Origin of the sequence: Rhodococcus sp. BP-332 (genome assembly GCF_019836065.1) — a bacterium.
GTDB lineage: Bacteria > Actinomycetota > Actinomycetes > Mycobacteriales > Mycobacteriaceae > Rhodococcoides.
Genome location: NZ_JABUEC010000004.1, coordinates 485,736 through 509,596 on the forward strand (window position 1 = coordinate 485,736; position 23,861 = coordinate 509,596).

Annotated in this window: 25 protein-coding genes; 18 read left to right on the top strand and 7 right to left on the bottom strand. The window is 63.5% G+C overall.

Annotated features, from left to right (window positions below; translation table 11 throughout):
* The first annotated feature begins 372 nt into the window (after window positions 1-372).
* The 14 genes from HQ314_RS17625 (at window position 373) to HQ314_RS17690 (ending at window position 13,560) form a co-directional block, all read left to right on the top strand.
* The gene (locus HQ314_RS17625; protein WP_222650741.1) at window positions 373-1,845 is read left to right on the top strand and encodes an O-antigen ligase; all 1,473 of its coding nucleotides are present in this window, start codon (window positions 373-375) and stop codon (window positions 1,843-1,845) included.
* 70 nt (window positions 1,846-1,915) lie between these two features.
* Window positions 1,916-3,019, top strand: coding sequence for a hypothetical protein (locus HQ314_RS17630; RefSeq protein WP_222650742.1), 1,104 nt, complete (start codon window positions 1,916-1,918; stop codon window positions 3,017-3,019).
* 121 nt (window positions 3,020-3,140) lie between these two features.
* Window positions 3,141-3,443, top strand: coding sequence for a DapH/DapD/GlmU-related protein (locus HQ314_RS21885; RefSeq protein WP_374197849.1), 303 nt, complete (start codon window positions 3,141-3,143; stop codon window positions 3,441-3,443).
* Between the two features lie 530 nt (window positions 3,444-3,973).
* Entirely contained in the window at window positions 3,974-4,519 is a 546-nt protein-coding gene (locus tag HQ314_RS17640) for a glycosyltransferase (protein WP_222650744.1), read from the top strand.
* A 92-nt stretch (window positions 4,520-4,611) separates the two neighbouring features.
* Window positions 4,612-5,697, top strand: coding sequence for a glycosyltransferase family 4 protein (locus HQ314_RS17645; RefSeq protein WP_222650745.1), 1,086 nt, complete (start codon window positions 4,612-4,614; stop codon window positions 5,695-5,697).
* Window positions 5,684-6,418, top strand: coding sequence for an SGNH/GDSL hydrolase family protein (locus HQ314_RS17650; RefSeq protein WP_222650746.1), 735 nt, complete (start codon window positions 5,684-5,686; stop codon window positions 6,416-6,418). The genes HQ314_RS17645 and HQ314_RS17650 overlap by 14 nt, the downstream gene beginning before the upstream one ends.
* A 257-nt stretch (window positions 6,419-6,675) precedes the next feature.
* A complete protein-coding gene (locus HQ314_RS21890) occupies window positions 6,676-7,197 on the top strand; it encodes a WecB/TagA/CpsF family glycosyltransferase (RefSeq protein WP_374197850.1) in 522 nt (173 codons plus the stop codon).
* A complete protein-coding gene (locus HQ314_RS17660; protein WP_308119457.1) occupies window positions 7,092-8,336 on the top strand; it encodes a glycosyltransferase family 4 protein in 1,245 nt (414 codons plus the stop codon). The genes HQ314_RS21890 and HQ314_RS17660 overlap by 106 nt, the downstream gene beginning before the upstream one ends.
* Before the next feature lie 54 nt (window positions 8,337-8,390).
* Window positions 8,391-9,440, top strand: coding sequence for a GDP-mannose 4,6-dehydratase (gmd, locus tag HQ314_RS17665; RefSeq protein ID WP_308119458.1), 1,050 nt, complete (start codon window positions 8,391-8,393; stop codon window positions 9,438-9,440).
* 2 nt (window positions 9,441-9,442) lie between these two features.
* Window positions 9,443-10,420, top strand: a complete 978-nt coding sequence (locus HQ314_RS17670) for a GDP-L-fucose synthase (RefSeq protein ID WP_222650749.1) — start codon at window positions 9,443-9,445, stop codon at window positions 10,418-10,420.
* Between the two features lie 546 nt (window positions 10,421-10,966).
* On the top strand, window positions 10,967-11,104 hold the full coding sequence (locus HQ314_RS17675; RefSeq protein WP_222650750.1) for a hypothetical protein: 138 nt from the start codon (window positions 10,967-10,969) through the stop codon (window positions 11,102-11,104).
* 86 nt (window positions 11,105-11,190) lie between these two features.
* The gene (locus HQ314_RS17680; RefSeq protein WP_056444345.1) at window positions 11,191-11,934 is read left to right on the top strand and encodes a polyprenol monophosphomannose synthase; all 744 of its coding nucleotides are present in this window, start codon (window positions 11,191-11,193) and stop codon (window positions 11,932-11,934) included.
* An 88-nt stretch (window positions 11,935-12,022) separates the two neighbouring features.
* Window positions 12,023-12,799, top strand: coding sequence for a GAF and ANTAR domain-containing protein (locus HQ314_RS17685; RefSeq protein WP_261781832.1), 777 nt, complete (start codon window positions 12,023-12,025; stop codon window positions 12,797-12,799).
* Window positions 12,796-13,560 (top strand): GAF domain-containing protein, encoded by a 765-nt coding sequence (locus tag HQ314_RS17690; RefSeq protein WP_222650752.1) that lies wholly within the window; start codon window positions 12,796-12,798, stop codon window positions 13,558-13,560. The genes HQ314_RS17685 and HQ314_RS17690 overlap by 4 nt, the downstream gene beginning before the upstream one ends.
* A gap of 19 nt (window positions 13,561-13,579) precedes the next feature.
* Here HQ314_RS17690 and HQ314_RS17695 read toward each other — a convergent pair whose 3' ends face one another.
* Both HQ314_RS17695 and HQ314_RS17700 read right to left on the bottom strand, forming a co-directional pair.
* Window positions 13,580-14,620: a diguanylate cyclase gene (locus HQ314_RS17695; RefSeq protein WP_222650753.1), complete on the bottom strand. Its 1,041-nt coding sequence runs from the start codon at window positions 14,618-14,620 to the stop codon at window positions 13,580-13,582.
* Between the two features lie 148 nt (window positions 14,621-14,768).
* Complete coding sequence (locus HQ314_RS17700) at window positions 14,769-15,251, bottom strand: Lrp/AsnC family transcriptional regulator (protein ID WP_027506980.1); 483 nt, start codon at window positions 15,249-15,251, stop codon at window positions 14,769-14,771.
* Window positions 15,252-15,491: 240 nt separating this feature from the next.
* Between HQ314_RS17700 and HQ314_RS17705 the strand changes: the two genes are divergently transcribed.
* Both HQ314_RS17705 and HQ314_RS17710 read left to right on the top strand, forming a co-directional pair.
* Window positions 15,492-17,123: a polysaccharide biosynthesis tyrosine autokinase gene (locus tag HQ314_RS17705; protein WP_222650754.1), complete on the top strand. Its 1,632-nt coding sequence runs from the start codon at window positions 15,492-15,494 to the stop codon at window positions 17,121-17,123.
* A gap of 67 nt (window positions 17,124-17,190) precedes the next feature.
* Window positions 17,191-17,775 (top strand): YdcF family protein, encoded by a 585-nt coding sequence (locus HQ314_RS17710; RefSeq protein ID WP_222650755.1) that lies wholly within the window; start codon window positions 17,191-17,193, stop codon window positions 17,773-17,775.
* Here the strand turns inward: HQ314_RS17710 and HQ314_RS17715 are convergent.
* The 5 genes from HQ314_RS17715 to HQ314_RS17735 form a co-directional block, all read right to left on the bottom strand.
* A complete protein-coding gene (locus HQ314_RS17715; RefSeq protein WP_222650756.1) occupies window positions 17,757-18,140 on the bottom strand; it encodes a hypothetical protein in 384 nt (127 codons plus the stop codon). The genes HQ314_RS17710 and HQ314_RS17715 overlap by 19 nt on opposite strands.
* Window positions 18,137-18,511, bottom strand: a complete 375-nt coding sequence (locus HQ314_RS17720) for a CrcB family protein (RefSeq protein WP_051613641.1) — start codon at window positions 18,509-18,511, stop codon at window positions 18,137-18,139. Before HQ314_RS17720 ends, HQ314_RS17715 begins: the two co-directional genes overlap by 4 nt.
* A 2-nt stretch (window positions 18,512-18,513) precedes the next feature.
* Window positions 18,514-18,888, bottom strand: coding sequence for a hypothetical protein (locus HQ314_RS17725; RefSeq protein ID WP_037186942.1), 375 nt, complete (start codon window positions 18,886-18,888; stop codon window positions 18,514-18,516).
* A gap of 85 nt (window positions 18,889-18,973) precedes the next feature.
* Complete coding sequence (locus tag HQ314_RS17730) at window positions 18,974-19,486, bottom strand: protein-tyrosine-phosphatase (RefSeq protein ID WP_027506976.1); 513 nt, start codon at window positions 19,484-19,486, stop codon at window positions 18,974-18,976.
* A 26-nt stretch (window positions 19,487-19,512) separates the two neighbouring features.
* Complete coding sequence (locus HQ314_RS17735; protein WP_222650757.1) at window positions 19,513-20,625, bottom strand: GGDEF domain-containing protein; 1,113 nt, start codon at window positions 20,623-20,625, stop codon at window positions 19,513-19,515.
* A 112-nt stretch (window positions 20,626-20,737) separates the two neighbouring features.
* On the opposite strand from HQ314_RS17735, the gene HQ314_RS17740 reads away from it, so the two are divergent.
* Complete coding sequence (locus tag HQ314_RS17740) at window positions 20,738-22,060, top strand: NAD(P)/FAD-dependent oxidoreductase (protein WP_222633055.1); 1,323 nt, start codon at window positions 20,738-20,740, stop codon at window positions 22,058-22,060.
* A gap of 137 nt (window positions 22,061-22,197) precedes the next feature.
* On the top strand, window positions 22,198-23,757 hold the full coding sequence (locus HQ314_RS17745) for an Hsp70 family protein (RefSeq protein ID WP_222650758.1): 1,560 nt from the start codon (window positions 22,198-22,200) through the stop codon (window positions 23,755-23,757).
* The last annotated feature ends 104 nt before the right edge of the window (window positions 23,758-23,861 follow it).

Sequence of the window (23,861 nt, forward strand, 5' to 3'; positions counted from 1 at the left end):
GACTGTGCACGTGGACTCGCGAACCGGCAATGACCGCCGCAGGACCTCCGCCCACTACTTGGTTCACTCGCGTCACAACAAGGCCAGTCTCAGTACCTGGCAGTGTGGGCCGTGGGCACCGTAACGACCCGCAATCTCGGGCCGGGCGGTGACCTGGTGCACTCATCTCTACCAGGTCGCTCAACTAGCAGCGTCAGCCATGCACACGTAGTCTATCGAAGTCGCTCCATCCCGGCGACTCCACGCCGATAGAGGTTCATTTGACGGAGGCATGAAGTCGTGCAAATTTTACCGAGTGCGGGAAAAATGCGAACAGAGTTCGCGTTATACACGGACTCTGCCTGGACGACGCATGTCATCAGGACGGTTTGAGTGAAAGCGTCAAAATCTTCCGCCAGTAAGCAGGGCCCTATCCTGCAACCTTCCGAAATTCTACTCACCGCAGTCGCGGTTGTGCTCAGTGTCACGTGCACTGTCTGGGCGCTTTCTGACCTTTCATCTCTGATTGTCTCAGTTGTAGTTATCACTGGCATTGTCGCGCTCTCCACCAAAACTATAGAGAAAGTGTTTGGCTTGCTGACGATTTCGCTTGTCACGCTCTCACTTAGTGTGTCTACGCTCACCGCGGGGCCTGTGCCAATTGCGATTATTGGTCTTGCTCTTTGCGGGTTCGCGCTCCGTGGGGATATAGCAGATGTGTTACGCGGGAACGCGATGGCGCGATGGCTGACCGCGACCTGGCTGGCTTGGATGTTGTGGACCATCGCATTAGTCGCGCGCGACTTCCCAACATACGGTTTCTTAGCAGCACGTGACGCGATCATTATAGTTTCCTTCGGGGCACTACTAATAGGATTCGGTGCAGCGAAGCGATATGGAACTTCTTGCATAGCCCGGTTCTTAGATTTTACGCTATTTCTGGGTGTTGGGTACATCGTACTTTATGTCTTTCGCGGTCTGTTACCTCCCGACGCTTTAGACATTTTAAAGTTCGCCAACGTAGGCATTTTGGGTCTGGCTTGCTTTTGGGCCGGATTAACTAGACGCCAAAGCGCTTCTGCGCTGGTTCTCCTATCTGCGGGATCTCTGGCAATACTTGTCTCCCAGGGACGAATGATTTATTTAGCTACAGCAACTCTGGTGATTCTTTATGTTGGAACCGCAGTCTATCGAAACAAAGCCGCGCCAATACCAGACGAGATGCGGAGACTAGTCCCTCGTATTGCCAGACTCATATCCGGCGCTCTCATCGCCATCCTTATCCTAAGCTTCGCATACATGGTTCCATCCGTGCAGGGGAGGCTTGGCGCAATTACTCCTACCGCGGTGATGGAGCAGGTACAGAGCGTTATAGGAACGGGCAAGGAAGCCTCAGGTTCAGTGCAAGACAGAGACGTCTGGTGGTCGACCATTCGACAGGATCTTGATCAGCAACCTCAAAACTGGGTTTACGGGCTTGGTATGGGTTCTGATCTCCTGCATGGTTACCGGTCTGAGGGCGGAGAACTGGTACGCAAGCCGCACAATGACTACCTTGAGATGCTGGCTCGTCAGGGTCTGCTCGGACTTGTTGCGATGCTGATTACGATGTTCGCGCCCGTCATGTCTATAGCGAGAATGGCCAGGGAGAGCCCCCGCCTGTCGGCCATGGCAGCTTGGTATTTCGGGGCAGCCTTGACTGCTTTTGCGCAACCCTACCTTTCGTATCCACACGGCGCGGTGCTTGTCGGTCTCATTGCGGGATGCGCTGTCGTAATAGGAACACCCCATGCGACGTGGCAGACGAAAGCAACACCTATTGACTCTCTCGGGACCGCGCCTGGCGGGCGTTCGCGTGAAGGTTAACGCAGGGAAGTTGTTGGGCCCAGGAATTCTCGACCAGGCTGCATCAAGCGCGACCATGCTAGTACTTTCCGTGGCCGTCCTGAAATATGCCAGTTCTGAAGGTGCGCTGAGCTTCAGCATCGGTGTGTTGCTCTACGGAATTGCGATCGCACTATCTCGTAGTACAAGCAGCGAGCTACTGGCTGTTTTTCGTGACGAGCACGCAGCGTACGGACAGCGCGACATTACCGCACGATTTATTCACCGCGGCCTGACCTCCGGATTGCTATTCGCCGTTGCGACTGCCATCGCTGGCATGTCCCATAGCCTATCTGTGGCAATTTGGTTAGGTATCGCCATTACCTTTCAAGTGTCCAGTGACGCGATACGTACTGCATTTGTTGTAGCGGGTGAAACCGTCCAGGCATTGGTAATATCTTCAACCATCTTGGCCGCCACATTATTGGGCTCAATAGTGAACGTATTAACACAGAACGCTCTTCCTGCAATAATAGCTTGGGCGTCTGGGGCTCTTTTCTTTACTGTGTTTCACTCATTGATGAGGCTGCGCTCCACCCTCCCATTCCGACCAATAACGCTTACGTTTTTTCTGGAAGCAGTTGTTACTACGGCCGCTTCACAAATTGCGGTTTTGGCGGGTACGGCAGTTATCGGGTCCGACTTAGCGATTGTCGCTCGAGTCGCAGCCACTGCTTTTGGTGTGTATATGCTTTTCTATCAGGCGATTGCACTTCTGCTGTATCCCGCTGTACAGAGGCGCTCGAAGCACACCACAGCTCCGCAGGTTTGGGTGTTGGTCGTAACCGTTTTAGGTACAATATTGCTTGTCACATCGCTTTGTTTGGTACTTGCTACCATGTTGGTCGATCCGAACGCGATCTTCGGTAACTCTTGGTCAATCGCTCGACCGTATATGTTGCCATATGTGCTTATGCTTCTCGCCGGCACATCCTCGGCAGCAACGTTCCTTATGTTGCGGGTAGTTAAACGGACGACGGCGTCACTGCGCGTACGAGTTGCCAGCGGAGTCTTGCAAGTTTGTATGCCAATTGCTGTTGGATACCTCACGTCGGTGAGTGGATTCTATGTAGGGGCGGCTATGGCGTCCGCAGTAATTGGGGCGACAGGGCTAGTTTTAGCAGTCAGGTACACGAAGGAGAAGCAGCATGCCTGAAAATTTACCGATCAACATGAAAAATCCAGCGTCCATGCGTCTGGTTTTGTGGTTGGTCAAAGCTCGTCAACGAAAGCTCTTTCGCGTAGTATGCATACTAATTGGTGTGGACCTTCCTTTTATGGGCTTTGGGACGACCGTGTTTCCTCACCCCACTGGGATCGTAGTCCACGGTGGGGTTTCGCTCGGTGAACGAGTAACTATCTACCAGAATGTGACCATTGCATCGCATCCACGTGACAACAGGGCTGCATCGATTGGAGACGACGCTGTCCTCTGTGCGGGCTGCGTTATTGTCGGACCGGTTAAGATTGGCAAAGGCAGCATCATCGGTGCAAATTCTGTCGTTACGAGTGACATCCCGGCCGGCGTTACGGCGGTCGGGATGCCGGCTCGCGCAATCCCCAGCAAGCGTTTCACATGAATGCCGCGTATTGGGTTCCAAATGCAGGTGTAATTTTACTTGGCGAGACACTTAACGGAGGGGCCGGTCGGGCCCTTGTCGAGGATGCCACCAGGGCCAGTTTAGACGGTTTTGAAGTTGTCGCGATCGTTCCGCCTGCTGGCGAGTTTGATATCCCGGCAGGACTCGACATCCGTACGATCAGGATGGCGCCGCCGTCGTCATACAAGAGCTGGACTCTGATCCGCGAATGGCGACGCGTCGTTTCTCGCGAGACGGCACGATTTGATGGCGGTAACGCCGCAGTTCTCCATGCGCACGGCCTCAGGAGCGCGCTCGTACTCTTAGGACGGCGACGGACGGTTATCACCTACCATGGGGCGCGCCCGAGTGCGTCCTCCCCGGCTATTGTACGGCTTCTGCACGAGATTGTACTCCGCGGCGTTTCACTCTTGGTGACTAGACCATTGTCAGTGGTGCCGGTCCGATGTTCTAGGTGGGCCCTGATTTGGATCGATACCCCGTTTACAGACCAGTCAGGCCTGCGTGACGTGCTGTCTGCAGATGCCGAAGGGCTGGTCTCCTTAGTCTGGATTGGCCGTATCTCGAGCCAAAAAAATTTCAAGATGTTCCTGGAGCTTGTTTCGGTTTTAAGAGAACAAGGCGCACTGGATCGAGCATGCGTATTCGGCGCGGTCGATGAAGACATGCAATCATTAATCACTGACCCAGCCTTCAGTAAGAGCGTTGTAGAATTCTATGGTTTCACGCGTGACTACGCCGATCTTGTTCCTCGCAACTCGGTCTTTTGTTTATTCTCACACTTTGAGGGTCGGCCACTTGCAATCGGCGACGCCCTAGCTCTCGGCTTGCCAGTGTTGGCCAGTAGATTACCTGGTGTGGCGATGTCAGTAGGAGACGGATACCATCTGGTCTCTGATGTCGCTGAAGCGGCATCGGCCTGCTCGCGTTTGAAACACGTCGACGAACGGGCACGGATGGTCGTTCAACAGAAGGCATTTTACGAGTCAGCCCGCGCATCTTCTGAGCCAGCTTCTTCCGCGCAACTTAGGGTCTACAGGGAGTCCTTGTCATGAAGCACATAGCATCGGGTGCACGCCGTCGACCATACGATGTGCGCCGCGTTGTAAGTTACTATGCTCGTCCGGCTGAGTACGTCTCGGGTGGTGTGAACACGTCACGAGCGCAGTGGCAGGAAGCCATCGCCGCACATGGGACTGCCGTTCTGGCCGTGGATGCTCGTGGGGGGTTTGAATCAGACACCCTTTTAGGGCTGGGCGTTCACCACTGTTCCATCAGGCATTTTGGTAAACGGCGCGTCGACATGGTCCCAAGACGCTTTGGTTCGGTGTTGAGAACAGGTGACTTAGTTGTTCTCCATGAGGGTTGGACACTGAGTAACGTAGTCGCCGCGTGGCAGTGTGTACGTCGTGCCATTCCGTATGTCATCATGCCGCACGGCGCATACGACGAGAAGGTGCTCGAGGGGCGACTCAAGTATAGGCGACTACGCGAGTTGCTTGAGCGGGTGGTCGTGCACCACGCGAGGGCCGTTTGGTTGTACTTCGACGCAGAGGCAGTCGATGTGAGACGGTTCGCTCCTCGCGCAGAATTCATCACCGCGGTGACCGGTTACACTGTGCAATCGTCCAACCCGAACGTAGTCAGGCGAGGGCGCGATGCTGAGCGTTACGTGGGTTGGTACGGCCGATTCGATATCAAACATAAGGGTCTTGACGTGTTGCTCGCGGCAATGGTGCGGTTGCCTGAAGCGAAAAGACCCTTGGTTCGATTAGTCGGTCCGGACTACGGCGGCGATAAGCCAAGGTTCGAACAAGCGATCTTGGAGCGCGGTATGGGGGAGTGGATGCGTGTCGAGCCGGAAAAGCGCGGTGACGATCTACGTGACTTTGTTCTCGGTGCGGATCTCATAATTCATCCGGCAAAGTGGGAGGCGTTTGGTCGTGTAATTGTTGAAGTCATGGCTATGAGTCAACTAGTTGCAGTCTCCATGTCTACCCACATCGCGTCTGTAATTCCGGACAGCTCGATAATTAAATTCAGGTGCGATTCGATTGCTCTGGCGCAAGTTTTGGCCAATATCCCTGACGGTGACGTGGCAGCATCTATAGCTCAGGCCGGTAGAAAATGGGTGCAAACCCACCTGAACTGGAGTGTTTCGGTCGACACGATGTGGAAAGAGCTTGAGCGACATCAGATATTCTTAGGAGACCCAGCTGATGCGACGTTCTAAGCTCATAATTGGATTAGTAAGTTTATTCGTAGTAATTGCGGTCGCTGCTACTGCCTATATCTACGATGAACACCTGACCGCTACCCCAGCGGATGGTGACGAGTCGGCAGCTGTATACAGCCCGTCCGGGCCAGTGGGGGTTCCAGATCGAGAACCGCGGCCCGTTACGATAATCGGTGATAGCTACTCACGCGGCTCCGCGACAGGTGGGCCTGAGGGGAATTGGACCCGGCTGATGGCTCGCTCCATGTACGCCGACGAGCGACCTGTCCTCCTAAGCATCGCGGCAGAAGCCGAGGCAGGGTACGTTGAGGCCACGGGAGCTGGTCAAGACTTCGTATCTATGGTCGACGGGTTGGCTGACAGCGACACTGAACTGGTGATAGCGATGGGCTCGCGTAACGACATCCCGTTAGACCCCTCAATCCGGGCACGCGCGTTCGTAGAGAAAGTTAGGGAAGAGTCGCCGAACGCGCGCGTCTTGCTTGTCGGTACGTTCTGCGGACCGCTAGACGACTGTGCATCTTTTCAGCGCTACAATGACCAGCTTTCTGCAGTTGCTCTGTCCGTGGGTGCAGAGTTCGTAGACCCGATAGCAGAGAACTGGTTTCAAGGTACCGACAGGGGCCTGATAGGTGTGGATAATGTCCACCCAACGAACGCCGGCTATCAATACATTGCGGACAAGCTGCATGACCGTGTGAGCGCTCTGCTTCCCTAGACTAAGACCCGTTGGGAGTGACATCAATGCTCGAACAAGACCCCCGTTTGGTCTACGTCGGTGGCGTGGCTTTTAGAATTTCAAACATAGACGCGGCGTGCGATTATGTTCTGGCGTGCGCGAAGGATAAGAAGCCTGTCGCTGTCCGGTTCTCGAATGCGTTCTGTGTCGCACTTGCGTCGACTGATGCTCGCTATCGCGCACTACTTAATAACGGCGGGACGAATTTCGCGGACGGTGCGCCTGTTGTATGGGCTATGAGACGCGGGTCCAGAGACGCCCAGGTCGTGCGCGGACCCAGCTTGTTTAGTCGGGTTGTCCGTGATGGACGGCAAGAGGGTTTTTCGCATTTTTTGCTCGGCACAACACCGGATACGCTGCGTCTGCTCACTCAGACGTTGGAGTCGCGCTATGAGGGCGTGGCAATTGCCGGTATTTACGCGCCGCCGTTCGCCCCTCTGGATGAGAGCTTTATAGCTGATTGTGCTGTACGAATTAACGCAACGGATGCAGCAATGGTGTGGGTTGGGCTCGGAACTCCGAAGCAGGATTTCTTGGCTGACCAACTGGCTGCGTTGACCGGTAGACCGTGTTTGGGTGTTGGGGCAGCATTCGATTTTGTATCGGGAGTAGTGCCGGAGTCGCCAAAATGGTTGCACGGAACTGGGTTTGAGTGGCTATATCGTTTGGCGAAGGAACCTCGCAGACTCGGGAAGCGGTATATGATCGGCAACTTGCAGTTCATAAAAGCGGTTTTGTTTCCGAAGCGCACATCATGAGGGTGGACATAGTTCATTCATACTACTCAAATCTTGAACCCAGCGGTGAGAATCAAATTGTGGACGCACAAATTCAATCGCTGATTAATGCGGGACATGATGTGCGAGTGCATGAACTCCGTACGGACGACCTACTCAACACGCGGTCTTATGCTGTTCGGGCAGCGTCGAGGGTGGTATCCGGTGTTGGTCAGAACCCGCTCGACGTCATGCGGGACGATCGGCCCGATGTCGTCCATGTTCACAACCTGTTTCCCAACTGGGCCTCGCGCTGGCTGAAGCATTGCGATTGGCCGGTAGTTTCTACGATGCATAACTATCGACCTGTATGCGCTTCTGCAATATTGTGGCGTGACGGTAAGGATTGCACTGATTGTCTTGATCATTCGCCTTTGGAGGCCGTTCGAAACTCTTGCTACCGAGACAGTAAGGTCGCGTCTATTCCCGTAGCGCTGTCAACTCTTCCCAGGGGCGCTGGTAGGAACCAGATAAGGTTCTCACAGGCGATTATTACGTTGAATCCGCTTGCGATGCGCATCTATAGCGATTTGGCGGGGTCGGGTAAAGTTTCGTTTGTCCCAAATTTTGTGAAGTCGCCGGTAGGTAGTAGATCGGGAAAAGATGCCGGTTGGCTCTTCGTCGGGAGGTTGACGGCGGAAAAGGGTGTGATCGAACTGATGCGTTCGTGGCCGGCGTCGGAGCAGTTGACCATAGTGGGATCCGGGGTTCTTGATGACGCGGTTATTGACGCTAGCCTCACGAATGGCAACATTACGTTCATGGGTCGTTTAGGTCACGAGAAGGTTCAGCAGCTAATCTCGAATGCCCGCGGCCTCATAGTTCCGAGTCTTTGGTCGGAAGGGCTGCCCACCGTCGCGCTGGAAGCTATGGCTGCAGGTACGCCTGTGGTTATTTCGGATAACGTTTCCTCTGCTGACTTCTTGACGCGGGGCGGGGCGGGCGTGACCTACAGTCCGAAGGCGGGTCGTGCTGAGTTGCAAGCCGCGTTATCCACTATTAACCGGTCTTGGAGTACTTTTTCGGTCAACGCGGGCAGGAGGTACACCGAAGACTTTTCCGAACGTAGCTGGCTCAAGTCGATCGAGAAGATTTACGAGCAGGTCGTAACAGGTGCTTGACGGCCGGGGAGATCTTGTTCGGCGCGACGGTTCGCGGTCTTGTATGGTTCGCGCGTGACTACAGACGAGATCGGCCGACGGCCGAAAACCGCCCTGATTACAGGTATAACCGGTCAGGACGGTTCGTACCTAGCTGAACTGTTGTTGTCAAAGGGTTACGAGGTGCACGGTTTGATCCGTAGGTCATCCACCTTCAATACGTCTCGTATCGAGCATCTCTATGTCGATCCACACAATCCTGATGCGAAGCTGTTCCTTCACTATGGAGACCTCAGCGATGGGGCACGCTTGATTACGTTGATGTCGCAGATTGACCCGGACGAGGTCTACAACCTAGGCGCGCAGTCTCATGTGCGCGTCAGTTTCGACGAACCGGAGCATACGGGCGACACAACCGGCATCGGGTCCATTCGTCTGCTCGAAGCGGTCCGTTTGGCTGGAGTGAAGTGTCGCTTCTACCAGGCGTCCAGCTCCGAGATGTTCGGGGCATCGCCGCCGCCCCAGGACGAGAACACGCTTTTCTACCCCCGGTCTCCTTACGGCGCCGCGAAGGTCTACTCCTACTGGGTGACCCGCAACTACCGGGAGGCGTACGGGCTGTTCGCCGTCAACGGTATCCTTTTCAACCACGAGTCTCCTCGCCGCGGTGAGACGTTCGTGACCCGCAAGATCACACGGGCTGTGGCACGGATCAAGGCCGGCACGGAGAAGGACCTCTACATGGGCAACCTCGACGCCATTCGCGACTGGGGCTACGCGCCCGAGTACGTCGAGGGCATGTGGCGGATGCTTCAGGCGGACGAACCTCAGGACTTCGTCCTCGCGACCGGCGGCAACTACAGCGTGCGTGACTTCCTGACCACCGCCTTCGAGCATGCAGGTCTGGACTGGGAGAAGCACGTCAAGTTCGATGAGCGCTACCTGCGTCCGACCGAGGTCGACGCACTTGTCGGGGATGCGAGCAAGGCCGAGAGCGTCCTGGGGTGGAAGCCGTCCGTGCACACCCCCGACCTCGCGAAGATCATGGTCGATGCCGACATCGCCGCCCTCGAGCACGAAGGTCTGCCGTGGATCGACCGTCCCGACCTTCCCGACTGGACGTGACTGTGACCGGCACATCCACCGACTTCACTGCGGGCACTCTTGATCGCGACGCGCCGACCTACATCGCCGGTCACCGCGGTCTGGTCGGCTCGAGCCTCTGGCGACACTTCGAGGGCGAGGGGTTCTCTCACGTGATCGGGCGCACATCGTCGGAGCTCGATCTGAAGAACCGTGACGCTGTGTTCGAGTTCTTCCGAGACACCGAGCCGCAGGTCGTGGTGCTTGCGGCGGCGAAGGTCGGCGGGATCCTGGCCAACAGCACGTACCCCGTCGACTTCTTGAGCGAGAACTTGCAGATCCAGGTGAACGTACTGGACGCAGCGCTCGAGCAGCGCGTGCCCCGTGTGCTGTTCCTCGGATCGTCCTGCATCTATCCCAAATATGCGGAGCAGCCGATCAGAGAAGACTCACTTCTCACCGGCCTGCTGGAACCGACCAACGATGCTTACGCCATTGCCAAGATTGCCGGCATTCTGCAGATCCAGTCGGTTCGACGGCAATATGGCTTGCCCTGGATCTCTGCCATGCCGACCAACTTGTACGGTCCGGGCGACAACTTCTCGCCCGAGGGTTCTCACGTGTTGCCCGCCTTGATCCGACGCTATGACGAGGCTGCCACCGCTGGGGCTGAGAGTGTGACCAACTGGGGCACCGGATCGCCCCGGCGGGAGTTCCTGCACGTCGACGACATGGCGTCGGCATGCCTCCATCTGCTGGAGCACTTCGATGGTCCGCAACAGGTCAACGTCGGTACCGGCGAGGACCAGACCATCGAGGAGATCGCGACGATCGTGGCCGACGCAGTCGGTTACGAGGGGCGCATCGAATGGGACACCACGAAGCCCGACGGAACGCCTCGAAAGTTGCTCGACGTCTCCACGCTCCGCGGAAGCGGGTGGGAGCCGACAGTAGGGCTCAGGGACGGAATCCGCACCACCGTGCAGTGGTACCGGGAGAACGTCGGCCACCTCCGGGAGTGATCACACCGTCGAATCGAGGGTGACCCCCCGAGACTGACCGTGCGCGCGTGTAGTCAATGCCAGAACGTGCGTGAGCGTCATGGATTCCGGCTCGGCTGACTGTTTACCTGATGCGGAGGCGACACACCGTCGTCCTCGACAACACATCGGGGGATGAATCGTGCGAACAAGTCGAGTGACCATCGTGGCGTTGGGTGCAGGTGTTGCGCTGATCTGCGGAGCGGGAACTGCCACGGCCACAACCACATCGGACCCTGTGCAGAGTCTCGTCGAATCGTGGGAGACCGCAGTGGACGAGTGCTCCTCCGGCATGATGACCGGCGCTCTCAGCGGCGCCAGCGTAGGCGGGATGCTCGGGGCCGCGGGCGGTCCACTTGGTGTAGCTGTGGGCGCGAGCATCGGCGGGCTGGTCGGGGAGATCGGCGGGGGAGAAACCTCGTGCGAAGAGCGCGTCATCTCCGGCCGTGCGGTTCCTGAACCGTCCAGCGAAACCAAGGGACACAAGGGCAGCGGTCGTCGGTGAGTCGTCGGTACGGGCGTACCACCATGGCCGCGCTCGCAGTGCTGTTGCTGTGCGCCACGGTGGGCCTGATGGTCGGTGGCGCGCCGCCGGTCATGGTCTGGGGGTCCTGCATCTCGACTGTGATCGCTGCTTTACACGTGATGATGTCGGAGCGGCAGTGACATACGCCGGCGCGTCATGCAGACACGAAGCAGGCCCGTGATGTCCGGTTCTTGCGATCTACCGGCCGATCCATCACCATTCCACAGTGTCCGAAGCCTCCGCTGACCCCCGCATCACCGTCGTCGTACCCACGTACAACGAGCGCGAGAACCTTCCCAAGCTGGTCGGAATGCTCACCGACCTGCAGATGAAGAACCTCGGCGTCCTCGTGGTCGACGACGGATCGCCGGACGGGACGGGCGACGTGGCGGACGGACTCACCACCTCCGCCGCCATCCCGGTGAGTGTTCTGCATCGCACCACCAAAGACGGGCTGGGCCGCGCGTACGTCGCCGGAATCCTGCGCGCGCTGGAGGAGGGCGCGGACATCGTCGTACAGATGGACGCGGATCTCTCGCATCCGTGCGAAGCGATCCCGCGCATGGTGCAGCGCCTGCAGGAGTCGGACGCCGCCGTGGTGCTCGGATCGCGCTACGTGCCGGGCGGCGCTGTCGCCGAGGACTGGCCGTGGCACCGCAAGGCGCTGTCGAAGTGGGCCAACCTGTATGTCAACGCGATCCTGCGGTTGAAGGTCAAGGACGCGACGGCCGGCTTCAAGGCCTGGCGCGCGTCGACGCTGCGCACCATCGACGTCGCGTCCGTCGGCAGCAACGGCTACGCCTTCCAGGTGGAGATGAACTACCGCGTCATCAAGCACGGGCTGCGCATCGCCGAGGTGCCCATCCGCTTCGAGGAGCGCGTCGACGGCACCTCCAAGATGAGCCTCGCGGTGCAGCTCGAGTCCGCCGCCGTCCCGTGGAAGCTGCTGCGCAGCGGCATCGGAAAGTAGGAGGCGCATTCCGCGTCCGGGACACTGCGCGTGGGACACTGGGTGCGAGGCGCACCGGGCGTCCGGAGGAGGTTCGCTCGTGGATTCCATGCCCGACGACCCCACCCGTGACGATGATCGTCGTGGGTCCTCACGTGACGGTGCATCCTCGTTCACCGGGATCCGCCACGTCACCGAGACGTCGGTGCGGCTGACGGGTGTCGACGGGGCCGCGGTCGCGCTTCTCGGCACCTCGCACGACGTGCGCGAGCTCGTCTTCGCCACCGACGCCCTCTCGCAGCAGCTCGACGAACTGCAGTTCACCGTGGGTGAAGGCCCGTGCATCGATGCGCACCGCTCCGCCGAGCCGGTCCGGGTGGGCGACATCCGCTCGCCCGATTCCGCGGCCCGCTGGCCCATCTTCGGCCAGGGCGCGGCCACCCTGGGCGCTCGCGGGATGTACGCCTACCCGCTGCTGGGTGGCGCCTCGTCGTTCGGCGTCCTGGAGCTCTACCGCTCGACTCCCGTGGATCTGACCGACGTCGAGCACGACGCGGCCCGCATGTGCGCCGTCGCGATCGCGCGTACGGTGCTCGGGCACTACGTGAACCCGGACGGCACCGCCGATGCAGCGGCGCCCCCGGAGGACGCGCTGGCATCGGAGGACGTCGCCGCCATCGAGGGCGCGGGCCCGTACAGCCGCGCCGACGTCTACGTGGCGGCGGGCATGATCGCGGTGCAACTGGCCGTGACCACCGATGTGGCGATGGATCGTCTGCGCGCGCACGCCTTCGCGCGGGGGCTCAGCGTCACCGAGGTCGCCGCCGACGTCGTGGCCCGTCGGATCAGCATGAGAGCCGAACGAGACAACGGAGGTCCCCGGTGAACACGACGCCCACTCGGCTCGCCCTCGCCGACATCACCGCCACGCTGGTCACTCGCTTCGACCTGCCCGCTCTCCTCGAACGCATCGCGGGCACCGCACTCACCGGGTTCGACGCACACATCGCCGTCATCTCCTTGCTGGACGGCGACGCGCTGCACGCCGTGGCCACCGCCAGCGTCGGCAGTGCGGCGGCCGACGAACGACTCTTCATTTCCGGCCCCGTCCGCACCAGTGCCCGGGAAACGGCCGTGGCCATGATCGGTGACGCCTCGGCGGCGGGAACCAGCCGGTGGGAGCAGTACCGCGCTCTCGCCGAGGAGAGCGGAGTGGGCGCCGTGCGGGCCTATCCCATCGTCGCGCTGGGCGTCGGACTCGGCGCCTTGGCCGTCTACACCGCCGAGCCGTGGGGGACCCAGCGCCCGGACGAGCTGGGACAGATGCTCGCCGACCTGACGGCGCTCGCTCTCACCACCGGAGCGTCGGAGATGCGACGCGTCGACGCGTCGGCCGCCGTGCAGGCCGTACTCAGCGGCGCGGCCACCATCTCGGGTGCGACCGGTGTGTTGGCCGAGTTCTTCGACGACACCACGGCGGCGGCACGCACTCGGCTGTCCCGCCTGGCGCGGGCGCACGGCACCACGGACAGTGAGCACGCCGCCGCGATCATCGCCGCGCAGAACGTCGCGCCGGCGGACATCGGATCGTCGGAGCTGATCTACCTGCCGACGAGTCCCGTGCCGCCCCGGCGCTTCGACTCCTGACGAGTTGCGCTGACTCGGGTCAGGAGTCGGCGTAGACCACCACGGTGTTGCGGCCCGCGGCCTTCGCTCGATACATGGCGATGTCCGCGAGGTGCATGCCGTGGTTGATGGTCGACGCGATCGGGGCCGCCGTCATCCGAGTGGTGTCGAGACACGAGACCCCGATGCTCACCGTCACCGGGATGAGGTCGGCCGGATCGGACAACGCGACGCGGATCGACTCGGCGAGAGCGTGCAGTCCGGTGGACTGCGCGTCGAGCACCACGAGGAACTCCTCGCCGCCGCGTCGGGCGACCACTGCCCGGTCACCCAGGTGATCGCGCAGGCGCTGCGCGGCGAGCGCGAGCACCCCGTCGCCCGCGATGTGCCCGTGATGATCGTTGACCCACTTGAAGTGATCGAGGTCGACGAGCAGGAATCCCACCTGTGACCGTCCGCGGAGCTGCCGCTTCGCCTGCACCTCCAGGCCGCGCAGGTTGAGCAGTCCGGTCAGCGGATCGGTCCGGGCGCTGTCGATCTGACGCTCGAGGTGCCGGTGCAGGGACATCGAGGTGGTGCTCACGATGGACATGGTCGCGTTGACCGCCAGCCAGATGCTCGTCGCCGCGGCGATGGTGGCCATGGCGCCGATCGGTTGCTCGCGCAGGACCAGCGCTGTCATCCAGCCGATCACGACGGTGGTCAGCACCAGGTGCACCACCACGGTGGCGCGTCCGCCGAAGAATGCGACGTACGAGCTGATGACCGCGAACAGGGCGCACCCGGCCAGACCCAGGGCGTGACTGCTGCACAGCAGAAGGAAGATGGACGTCCCCACGTCGGCGTAGACGGTGAAGGCCAGAGCGACGGCGCGCTGGGTGCGCGCCCGGCGCCACCAGGTGAACGACTTGCGAGCGGTGGCGACGATTGCAGCCACGGGAAGAGTGGACAGCAGAACGGCGATGGCCGCGATACGCGGGGCGCCGGCGGCCGGGCCGGCGGCGCTGAACATCGTCAGGATGCCGGGGACGGCGAAGGACGGGATCAACACGGCGATACGGCGACGCACGACGTCGGTCAAGGGTGCCCGGGACCGACCACGACTGCGGCCGCCGGAACCTGGGCGTATCACCTGTCGGACGGTATCAGCGTGGAACCTGCGTCGAGGGGTGGTTGCACGCTTCCGTCGGGCTCGATCGCTGTTTTGCGCACACGTAACAGGAGTGGAATCAGGAATTGTCGTTCTCGCGCGCAAGTCTTTCGATCAGCGGCCGGGTGCGATAGGGAATCGCTTCGCGCATCACGACGGAGACCGTCGTGCGTTCGACTCCGGGAACCGCGAGAATGAGCCCGGCCACGCGATACAGATCATCTGCGTCGGCGGCCGAGACGCCGATCTGCAGATCCGCTCCGCCCGAGACGCCGACCACCTCGGTCACCTCGGCAATGTCCCGCAGGCGATCGATGACCGCCTCGAGGCGGTGTTGGTCCGTCACTGCGCCCACGTACGCGCGGAGGGGATACCCCAGGTCCCGAGGGGAGACGAGCCGGTCCATCGGCGCGAGGGTATGTGAGTCGTCCCAACGAGAGAGTCTGGCCTGAACCGTGTTTCGCGCCAGTCCGAGGACCGAGGCGAGGTGGACTCCGGTGGCGCGAGGGATGTCGCATAGCGCCAGCAACAGGCGAGCATCGGTGCGGTCGAGCTTGGTCACGTGGTGAACTGTGCCACACGGCGAGCGGAGCGGACCGAAGTATGCAGTGCTCACGAACTCGACAGTAAATTCGGAAATCGGTGTTTCTCACATTTATCGCGTAAAAACCGGAGCGGGGCTTTCGCCCCGTTCCCGAGATGCCCGATGGTCACGACATGGTTAAGGTGAGTCCAGAAGTTCGCCCAAGATGTGCGGTCCGGGTATTCGGTCCGGCCGTCATCGATGTGAGGAGTCGTCTCGGTGGAGATATCTGATTACGTGAGGATTCTCCGCGCGCGGTGGATCGTGATAGTGCTGACCACGGTGATCGCCGCAGCGTCGTCGCTGGTGTTCTCGCTCGTGTCCACGCCCGTCTACGAGGCGTGCACGCGTCTCTACGTCAGCACCGCATCCTCGTCGTCCTCGGTGACCGAGGTGTACCAGGGCAACTTGGCGTCGCAGCAGCGCGTCGCGTCCTACTCGCAACTTCTGGGCGGGGAGAGCGTTGCTCAGCGCACCATCGACGGCCTAGGCCTCACCATGAGCCCGTCGACGCTGGCGGCGAAGGTCCGCACCACGTCCTCACCCGACACCGTGCTCATCGACACATGTGTCTCTGATGCTGATGCCACAATCGCGCGGGACCTCGCCAACGGCATCGGCACCACCTTCGTAGGATTCGTCGACGACCTCGAGACGCCTCCCGGTGGCGGCGCTCCGCTGGCCCAGGTCAGCGTCGTCGAGCCTGCGCAGGTGCCCACCGGCCCGATCTCGCCCAAGACCACCCGTAACCTCGCGCTAGCGGTCGCCGTCGGCCTGCTGCTCGGTATCGCGCTCGCCGTGATCCGCGACCGGCTCGACAACACCATCAAGGACCGCACCGCCCTCGCCGACCTCTCGGGCGTTCCCGTCGTCGGCGTCGTGCCCTTCGACAAGACCATCAAGGAGGAGGCAGCGCTCTCCTTCGCCGAGTCGTCCTCCGGCACCGCCGAGGCGTTCCGCGAACTGCGCACCAACCTCCAATTCCTCGAGGTGGACTCGCCGCCGCGCGTCATCGTCGTGACGTCCGCCGTGCCCGCCGAGGGCAAGACGACCACGGCCGTCAACCTCGCGCTGGTCCTCGCCGAGGCCGGCCACCGCGTGGCGCTCATCGAGGGCGACCTGCGTCGTCCCCGTGTCTCGAAGTACCTCGGCCTCGTCGGGTCCGTCGGCTTCTCCACTGTGCTGTCCGGACAGGCGGACGTGCAGGAAGTGTTGCAGCCGACCAAGTTCCACGGCGTCGACGTGCTCGCCTCCGGACCCTTGCCGCCCAACCCGTCCGAGCTGCTCGGCTCCGAGGCGGCGCGCACCGTCATGGACACGCTCCGCGCGAGCTTCGACTACGTCGTCGTCGACGCACCGCCGTTGCTCCCCGTCACCGACGCGTCCGTCATCACTGCGCACGCCGACGGCGCCATCGTCGTGGCGCGCCACGGCCACACCAAGCGCGACGAACTCACCCGTGCACTGGGCAACCTGACGCAGGTGGGCGCTCCGATCCTGGGTGTCATCCTCACGATGGCCCCGTCGCGCGGCCAGCGGGACTACGACTACCGGCACTACTACGAGACCGACACCACCGTCGCTCGTCAGGATGCGCCGTCCGCCGCCGTGCGGCCGGCAGCGCCGGTCGTGGTCCCCGAACCCGCCCCGGAGCCCACCTCCGAACCGGCCCCCGAGACCTACCCCGCGCCTCGCTACGAGCCCACTCGGAGCAATGGCGGTCGAGCTGCTCGACGTCAGGCCGAAAACGCTGCCGGCAACGGGTACGAGGCCGGCAACGGGTACGACGCCGAGCAGGTTCCGAGCCGGTCGACGATGCGTCCGCCGCCTCGCCGTCCGTATCAGTCCTGAGAATGACTGTGGCGCAGCACACGTGATCGAACGGGCAGGGATTCCGGCGCGGGCCTAGCCTGGACCCATGTCCTGGACGGTGCGCCTCGCGCTGGTGATGGCGTCCCTCGTGGTCGCCGGCACCGTGGGACTCGGCGCCTCGGGATATGTGCTGTTCACCCGTGCAGCAGAGGATCCGGTGACGTCCGTCGACGCCATCATCGTGCTGGGTGGTGAGCACGACGGGCGCGAGGAGTACGGCCTCGACCTCGCTCGGTCCGGAGTCGCCGACACGGTCGTCCTGTCCGATCCCTACAACTCGCGGGATCGGCGCATGGCAGCGTGGTGCGCGTCCGGCACCGCGACCCTGACGGTGCTGTGCCCCGCGCCGGTGCCGAGCACCACGCGCGGCGAAGCGATCTTCACGCAACGCCTGGCGCAGCAGTACGGATGGTCGCACGTCATGGTGATCAGCTGGCGGTATCACCTTCCGCGCGCGAGATACATCTTCGGACAGTGCTTCTCGGGTGAGGTCACCATGCGGGCTGTTCCTCGGTCGTATGCCTTCTCGCTGGCCGACTGGGAGTACACCTACCTCTACCAGGTCGCCGGCTTCGTCAAGGCTCGCGCGCAGGGCACGTGCACCGACGTCTCTCAGCGCAGCTTGCGATAGAGCGTCACACCGAAACGTAGGGACAGGTAGCCGAGCACGGCAGCGGCCGCACCGGCCAGCACGTTCGCGCCGATCCCGAGAACGATGGTGCGCACCCGGCCGGGGCCGGTCGTCGCGCTCGCCTGCAGGCCCAGGGCGGTGAACGGTGCTGCCGCCCCGGCGAATCCGAGCAACGCGGCGGCCCACGGCGTGTTCCAGCCACCGGCGTAGTGCGCACCCATCGCGGCCACCACCCCGTACAGCGCGGACGCGGCGACGTTGGCCGCCAGCACCATTCGCTGGGGTGCCCTCGACATCGAGGTGGCTACGTAGTGGACCACCGTGCCCAGTGTTCCGCCGACGACGAAGGCCACGGCGGAGCTCATCGGCGCACGATCGAGGCGGTGAGAAGAGCGCCCGCAGCCATCGCCGCGAGAGCGACGACGGGTGTGACCACCAGGAAGACGACGCCGATCCACGCGGTCGACAACGCGGATCCCACCACTGCGTACAGGGAGAAGCTGGCGAAGCCGCCGCAGAGTCCGATCGCGAAGACACGGAGCGGGTTCGTGGGGGATCGCGTCGTCGCTCCCAGGACGAGACCCATTGCGAGGCAGCCGATCACGAGCATCGCAGCGACGGTGACGCGAAGTCCGGCCGCGGGGACGGCATCCGACAGAACGGCGTGACGGCCGGCCGACCCGATCGCCCCACCCAGCGCGACGAGCACCACGTCCGTGACCGGGGGACGCGGCACTGTCAGTTGTCCCCCGAGTCCGTGTCACCGGACTCGGCGTCGTCCGCGTCGGTGGTGGTCGTCGTGGACGTACGGGTGCGCCTCGTCGTGGTGGTCGGCTCGTCGGCCGTCGTGGCCGCGGTGGTGGTCGGCGGAGGCGTGGTGGTGGGCCGGGGTGTGGTGACGGGCGCGATCTGCCACGTCGGGGACGGCGGCACCTCGATGGTGGGCGCGTAGGTCAGGCTGCCCACGACGGCGACCGTGCCGTCGATGGGTGGGGGAGAGACCCGTCGAACGTCCGCGTCGAACACTCCGCCGGCGGCAGCGACGGTGAGCCCGCCGGCCAGGGCGGCCGCGGCGATGCCCATCACGACGGCGACGGCAGCTCTCTCACGCATGGTCTCCGCGCTCCGTTTCCGCCCGTGTCCTCGAGCCGAGTCATACCGTAGCCGGGGAGACGGCGGGTGGCAGTCCGAACTTCGATCAGCGAGCGCCCCAGATCTCGAACAGCGGACCGAGCGCCTCCGAGATGGCGTCGCCCACCCGCTCGTACACGTCGGTCGACTGACCGATCGGATCCATGATGTCGAGTTGCGTCACCGGGTTCGCCGCTCGCTCGGAGACCCACGCGGACGTGTCGATCACACCGGTGCGCCGCGCGAACTCCGCGGCCTCGAGCAACGTGAACGTGCGGCGGAGGTTGCGCGGCGCCACCGTCAGCACCTCGTCACGGTGCCGCGACGTCATCGTGAGCACCAGATCCGCCCCGGACGCGATGGTCGGGGTGAGCCGGCGGGCCACGAACCCGGTGGGATCGCCGCCCAGGGACTCCAGAACGCGGGCCGCCTCGGCCTGCACACCGTGCCCGATCACGGCACGAGTGCCGGCGCTGTCGGTGGTCACGTCCAGGTTCAGGTCACGGGCGAACGCGGCGGTCAACCGTTCCGCGGTGGGGGAGCGGCAGATGTTGCCCGTGCAGACGTAGAGGACATGCATGAGCGGAGTGTAGGTCCGCCCCGGTGTCAGGTGCGCGCGTTGTCCGTCGTGGTGTACGCCTGGTCGTCGAACCGCAGGCTGTCCCCTCCCGCGCGCTTCGCCTCGTACATCAGACGGTCGGCGCGGCGGATCAGCAGTTCGACGTCGTCGGCGTCGCGGGTCCACCGGCTGCCGGGGATCCACGCCACTCCGGCACTCGCCGTGACCGGTACCTCGTCGGCGTCGCACCGGACGGCGGCGTGGACGTCGTCGAGACGGTTCCGCATCTCCGCCCACGACACGATCCCGACGACGCAGAACTCCTCGCCGCCGAGACGGGCGACATACGCCCAGGTGGTCGTACTGGTCTGCAACCGTTCGGAGACACGTCGCAACACCTCGTCGCCGCCCTCGTGGCCCACGCGGTCGTTGACCGACTTGAACCTGTCGAGGTCGATCACCATCATCGCCACCACCTCGTCGTGACGTGCCGCCGCCAGCAATGGCGCGTGCACCACCGCGCTCAGCCCCCGACGGTTCAGCGCCCCGGTCAGTGGATCGGTGCCCGACTGGTACGCGTCGTCCCGCAGGTTCGACAGCGGGATCTGCGAGAGCAGCGGTGCAAGAAGGAACAGTGCCAGCTGGACGACCAGCAGGACGGACAGGTAGGCCACGTCGCTGTCGCCCTCCGCGGCGGCCGAGCCGAAGAAGTACAGGGACACGGCCACCGTCAGCGCGATGTGCGCCACGAGCGTGCGGATCGAGTGGAAGTAGCCGCAGTAGATGCCGAGCAGGGCGAACACCACGGACACGGTGAACGAGGCCTGCACGTCGGCCAACATCGACAGCCCCACCACCAGCGCCACGTCGTCGCCGAACAGGAAGACGAGGGATTGTCGACGAGTCGGCCACGTCCCGCGGAGCCACAGCAGCGCCGACACTGCGCCCGTGACCAGGCAGGCGATGAACACGGCGCGGGCGGCAGGTGAGGGAGGTGCCCCGCTGGTGAAGAGCAGCAGGGACCCGGCGAGCACCACCATGAGCACCACTGCGGCCATCATGCGGCGGTAGGGCCGCTGCAGTCCGCGCTGCGCCATGTAGCCGGGCATCGCGGAGTAGTCGAACGGTCGACTCCACCACTCGCCCACAACACGGAACATCGACTGGCAACTCTCGGCTGGGAAGAATGGTGAAAGGTAAACCTACTCACAGGTTCGTGACGACGCCCCGCTTCGTTACAGCACTGCGGCCTCGCGTGGCAGGATTTCGAGCATGGCTGATGAACTCTCACGACAGCGCCCGAGTGTCGTCGTCGTCGGCGGCGGATTCGGTGGGCTGTACGCCGCCCGGCGACTGCGTCACATCGACGGCGACGTCACCGTGATCGACCGCGGCACCTCGCACGTCTTCCAACCGCTGCTCTACCAGTGCGCCACCGGCCTGCTGTCCGAGGGATCCATCACCTCGCCGCTGCGGCACCTCCTGCGTCGACAGAAGAACACCCACGTCGCGCTCGGGGAGGCGTCGGGCATCGATCTCGAGAAACGACGTCTCACCGCGTCGCGCATCGACGGGTCGACGTTCGAGCTCCCCTTCGACTACCTCGTGTTCGCGGCCGGCATGCGGCAGAGCTATCACGGCAACGAGGAGTTCGCGAAGTACGCGCCCGGCATGAAGACCGTCGACGACGCGCTCGCGATCCGCCGCAAGCTCATCAGCGCGTTCGAGATGGCCGAGTCGCTGCCCACTCCCGAGGAGCGTCGGCCGTGGCTCACGTTCGCGGTGTCCGGCGGCGGCCCCACCGGCGTGGAGATCGCCGGTCAGATCCGTGAGCTCGCCGTCGGTGCCCTCGAGCACGAGTTCCGCTCGATCGACCCGAGCGAGGCGCGGGTGCTGCTGTTCCACGGCGGTGACCGCGTCCTCGAGTCGTTCGACGCCACGCTGTCGGCAAAGGCTCAGAAGACCCTCGACCACATCGGGGTGGAGACCCACCTCGGGGTCCACGTGACCGACGTGACGGCCGACCACATCGAGGTCACCCGCAAGTCGGACAAGCAGAAGACGACCTACGACACCCACACGGTGCTGTGGACCGCGGGCGTCGAGGCGGTGCCCTTCGCCGGGACCCTGGCGTCGGCACTGGGCGTCACGCAGGCGCGTGGCGGACGCATTCCGGTGGAGAAGGACCTCTCGGTCGCGGGGCACCCCACCGTCTACGTCGTGGGCGACGTGGCCGCGCTGAACGATCTGCCCGGCGTCGCGGAGGTCGCCATGCAGGGCGGCCGTCACGCGGGCGCGATGATCGCCAAGACCATCGAGAACGGGACGCGCGCGTCGTCGCCGTTCAAGTACCACGATCTCGGTAGCGCGGCCTACATCGCGCGTCGGCACGCCCTGCTGCAGGCGGGCCCCATCCAGCTCTCGGGCTTCGCCGGGTGGGCCGCGTGGGGCGCGATCCACATCGCGTTCCTCTCGGGTCGACGCAACCGTGCCGGCACCTTGATCAACTGGGCCGCGACCCTCGCCTCGGGAACCAGACGCGAGCGAGCGGTCACGTTCGGCGATCCGGAGACCGCCCGCATGCCCTACGCGTGACCGGCCTCCGGACAAAGTGGACGCCTACCCCGTTTGTCAGGTCATAACAGCCGATGTGACGGCGATGGCGCGGCCTGGTTACACTCTGTGATCGCACGCGCTCGTCGTGCGGTACATCGGTCCGGACAAGGCGGCTCATGACAGTACTGGGAGTGTCGGTGGGCACCAGTGCCGTGCGCTTGGCCAGGCCCGTTCAGGGGCTGCGCGCGGGCGTCGAGGCCGCCTTCCGTCACCGCGCCATCGACACCACCTTCGACCAGGCCGAGCAGCTCGCGGCCGAGTCCATCGGCGTCATCCTCGCCGACCCCGCCGACCCCGAGTCGATCTCCGCCACCGGCGTCGCCTACCGCGACGACGCGCAGGCCGGCGCCGTCGCCCGGGCCATGGCCCGCCAGCACATCGTCAACTACCGCCTCGTCCCCGAAGTGCATGCCGCCGTGCAGTTCCTGCGGTCCACGGGCGACCTCGACGGGCTCCACGTCGTCGGGTTGTACGACCTGGGCAGCTCGGGTCTCAGCGTCACCGTCGTCGACCTCGACAACGGGCAGGTGCTCGCCTCCGAGCGCAGCTTCGCCGTCAGCGGCAACATGTTCGACGCCACCATCCGCGACAACCAGATCGGCCGCCAGCAGAGCGGCCTGGACGACGTGGACGGACGCGAGTTCGAGCTCCGGTGCCGCGTGGCCAAGGAGCAACTCTCCTCGAGCGGCGCCGTGTGCCTGCCGGGTATCGGCGGGCTCATCCTGCTGTCCCGCGAGGCGTTCGAGTCGATGGTCGCCGTCCCCATCGAGCAGTCCGCGCGGCTCACCCGCGATGTCATCACGCGCGCCGGCCGCCCCGTCGAGGCTCTCGTCATGATCGGCGGCGGATCCCGCATCCCCCTGGTCCGGGCGACGCTCGCGGGCTGGGTCGGTCTCCCCACCATCACGCCCGCGGAGCCCGAGCTGGTCGCCGCGAAGGGTGCGGCACTGTCCGCGACTCCCGTGGACGGCCAGTCGAACTCCGGTCCCGTCCCGATGGCCGCCCCTCGTCCCGCTGCGCCCGCTCCGACCGTCGCGGCACCGCTGGTGTCCGCTCCCGTGGTCGCCGGGCCGGTCGAGCCGCGCACGCCGGACGCACCGGCGCCGGAGAAGGCGCTCAGCGCACCGTCCGCGGAGACCATGGCCTACAGCGACGTGGAGAGCCGTGAGCACTCCGCGCGCGACATCGACCATGCGGCTCGCGACTCGGAGCATCGCCCCGACGTGGCGGATCCGCGCGCGGCGGAGACTCCCTCATGGCTCTCCGGGTCCGGTTCCGCAGCGCCGGAACAGCGTTCGTCACGCCCACGGCTGCCGCTCATCGCGGCCGTCGGGCTCGCGATGATCGCTGCCGTCGGGCTCGCGCTCGGGTACGGCGCGACGCCGTCGCAGTCCACCGCCGACGTCACCCCGGCCGATCAGGCGGGAACGTCGAGTTCGGACGCACCGTCCACGACGACGGCAACCACCACACGGACCACCACCACCACGGTGCCGCCGACCACCACCACCGTTCCCCCGGTCGCTCCGGCTCCGGTGGAGGCGCCCGCTCCGGCCGCCGAGATTCCCGACGTGGCGCCTGCTCCCGCGCCCGCTCCGCCGACCATCCCGGGTCTCCCCGGTGTGCAGCTGCCGCCCGGCATCCAGATCCCGCCGGGTCTGATTCCCGGGTTCTGATCCTGCCGTTCGCGGTGGATATCGTTGTCCTGCTGTGAACGTCGTCGAACACGAGCGCCGTAGCCCCCGACGGCATCGCATCGCAGCGATGCCGCACTACGGCG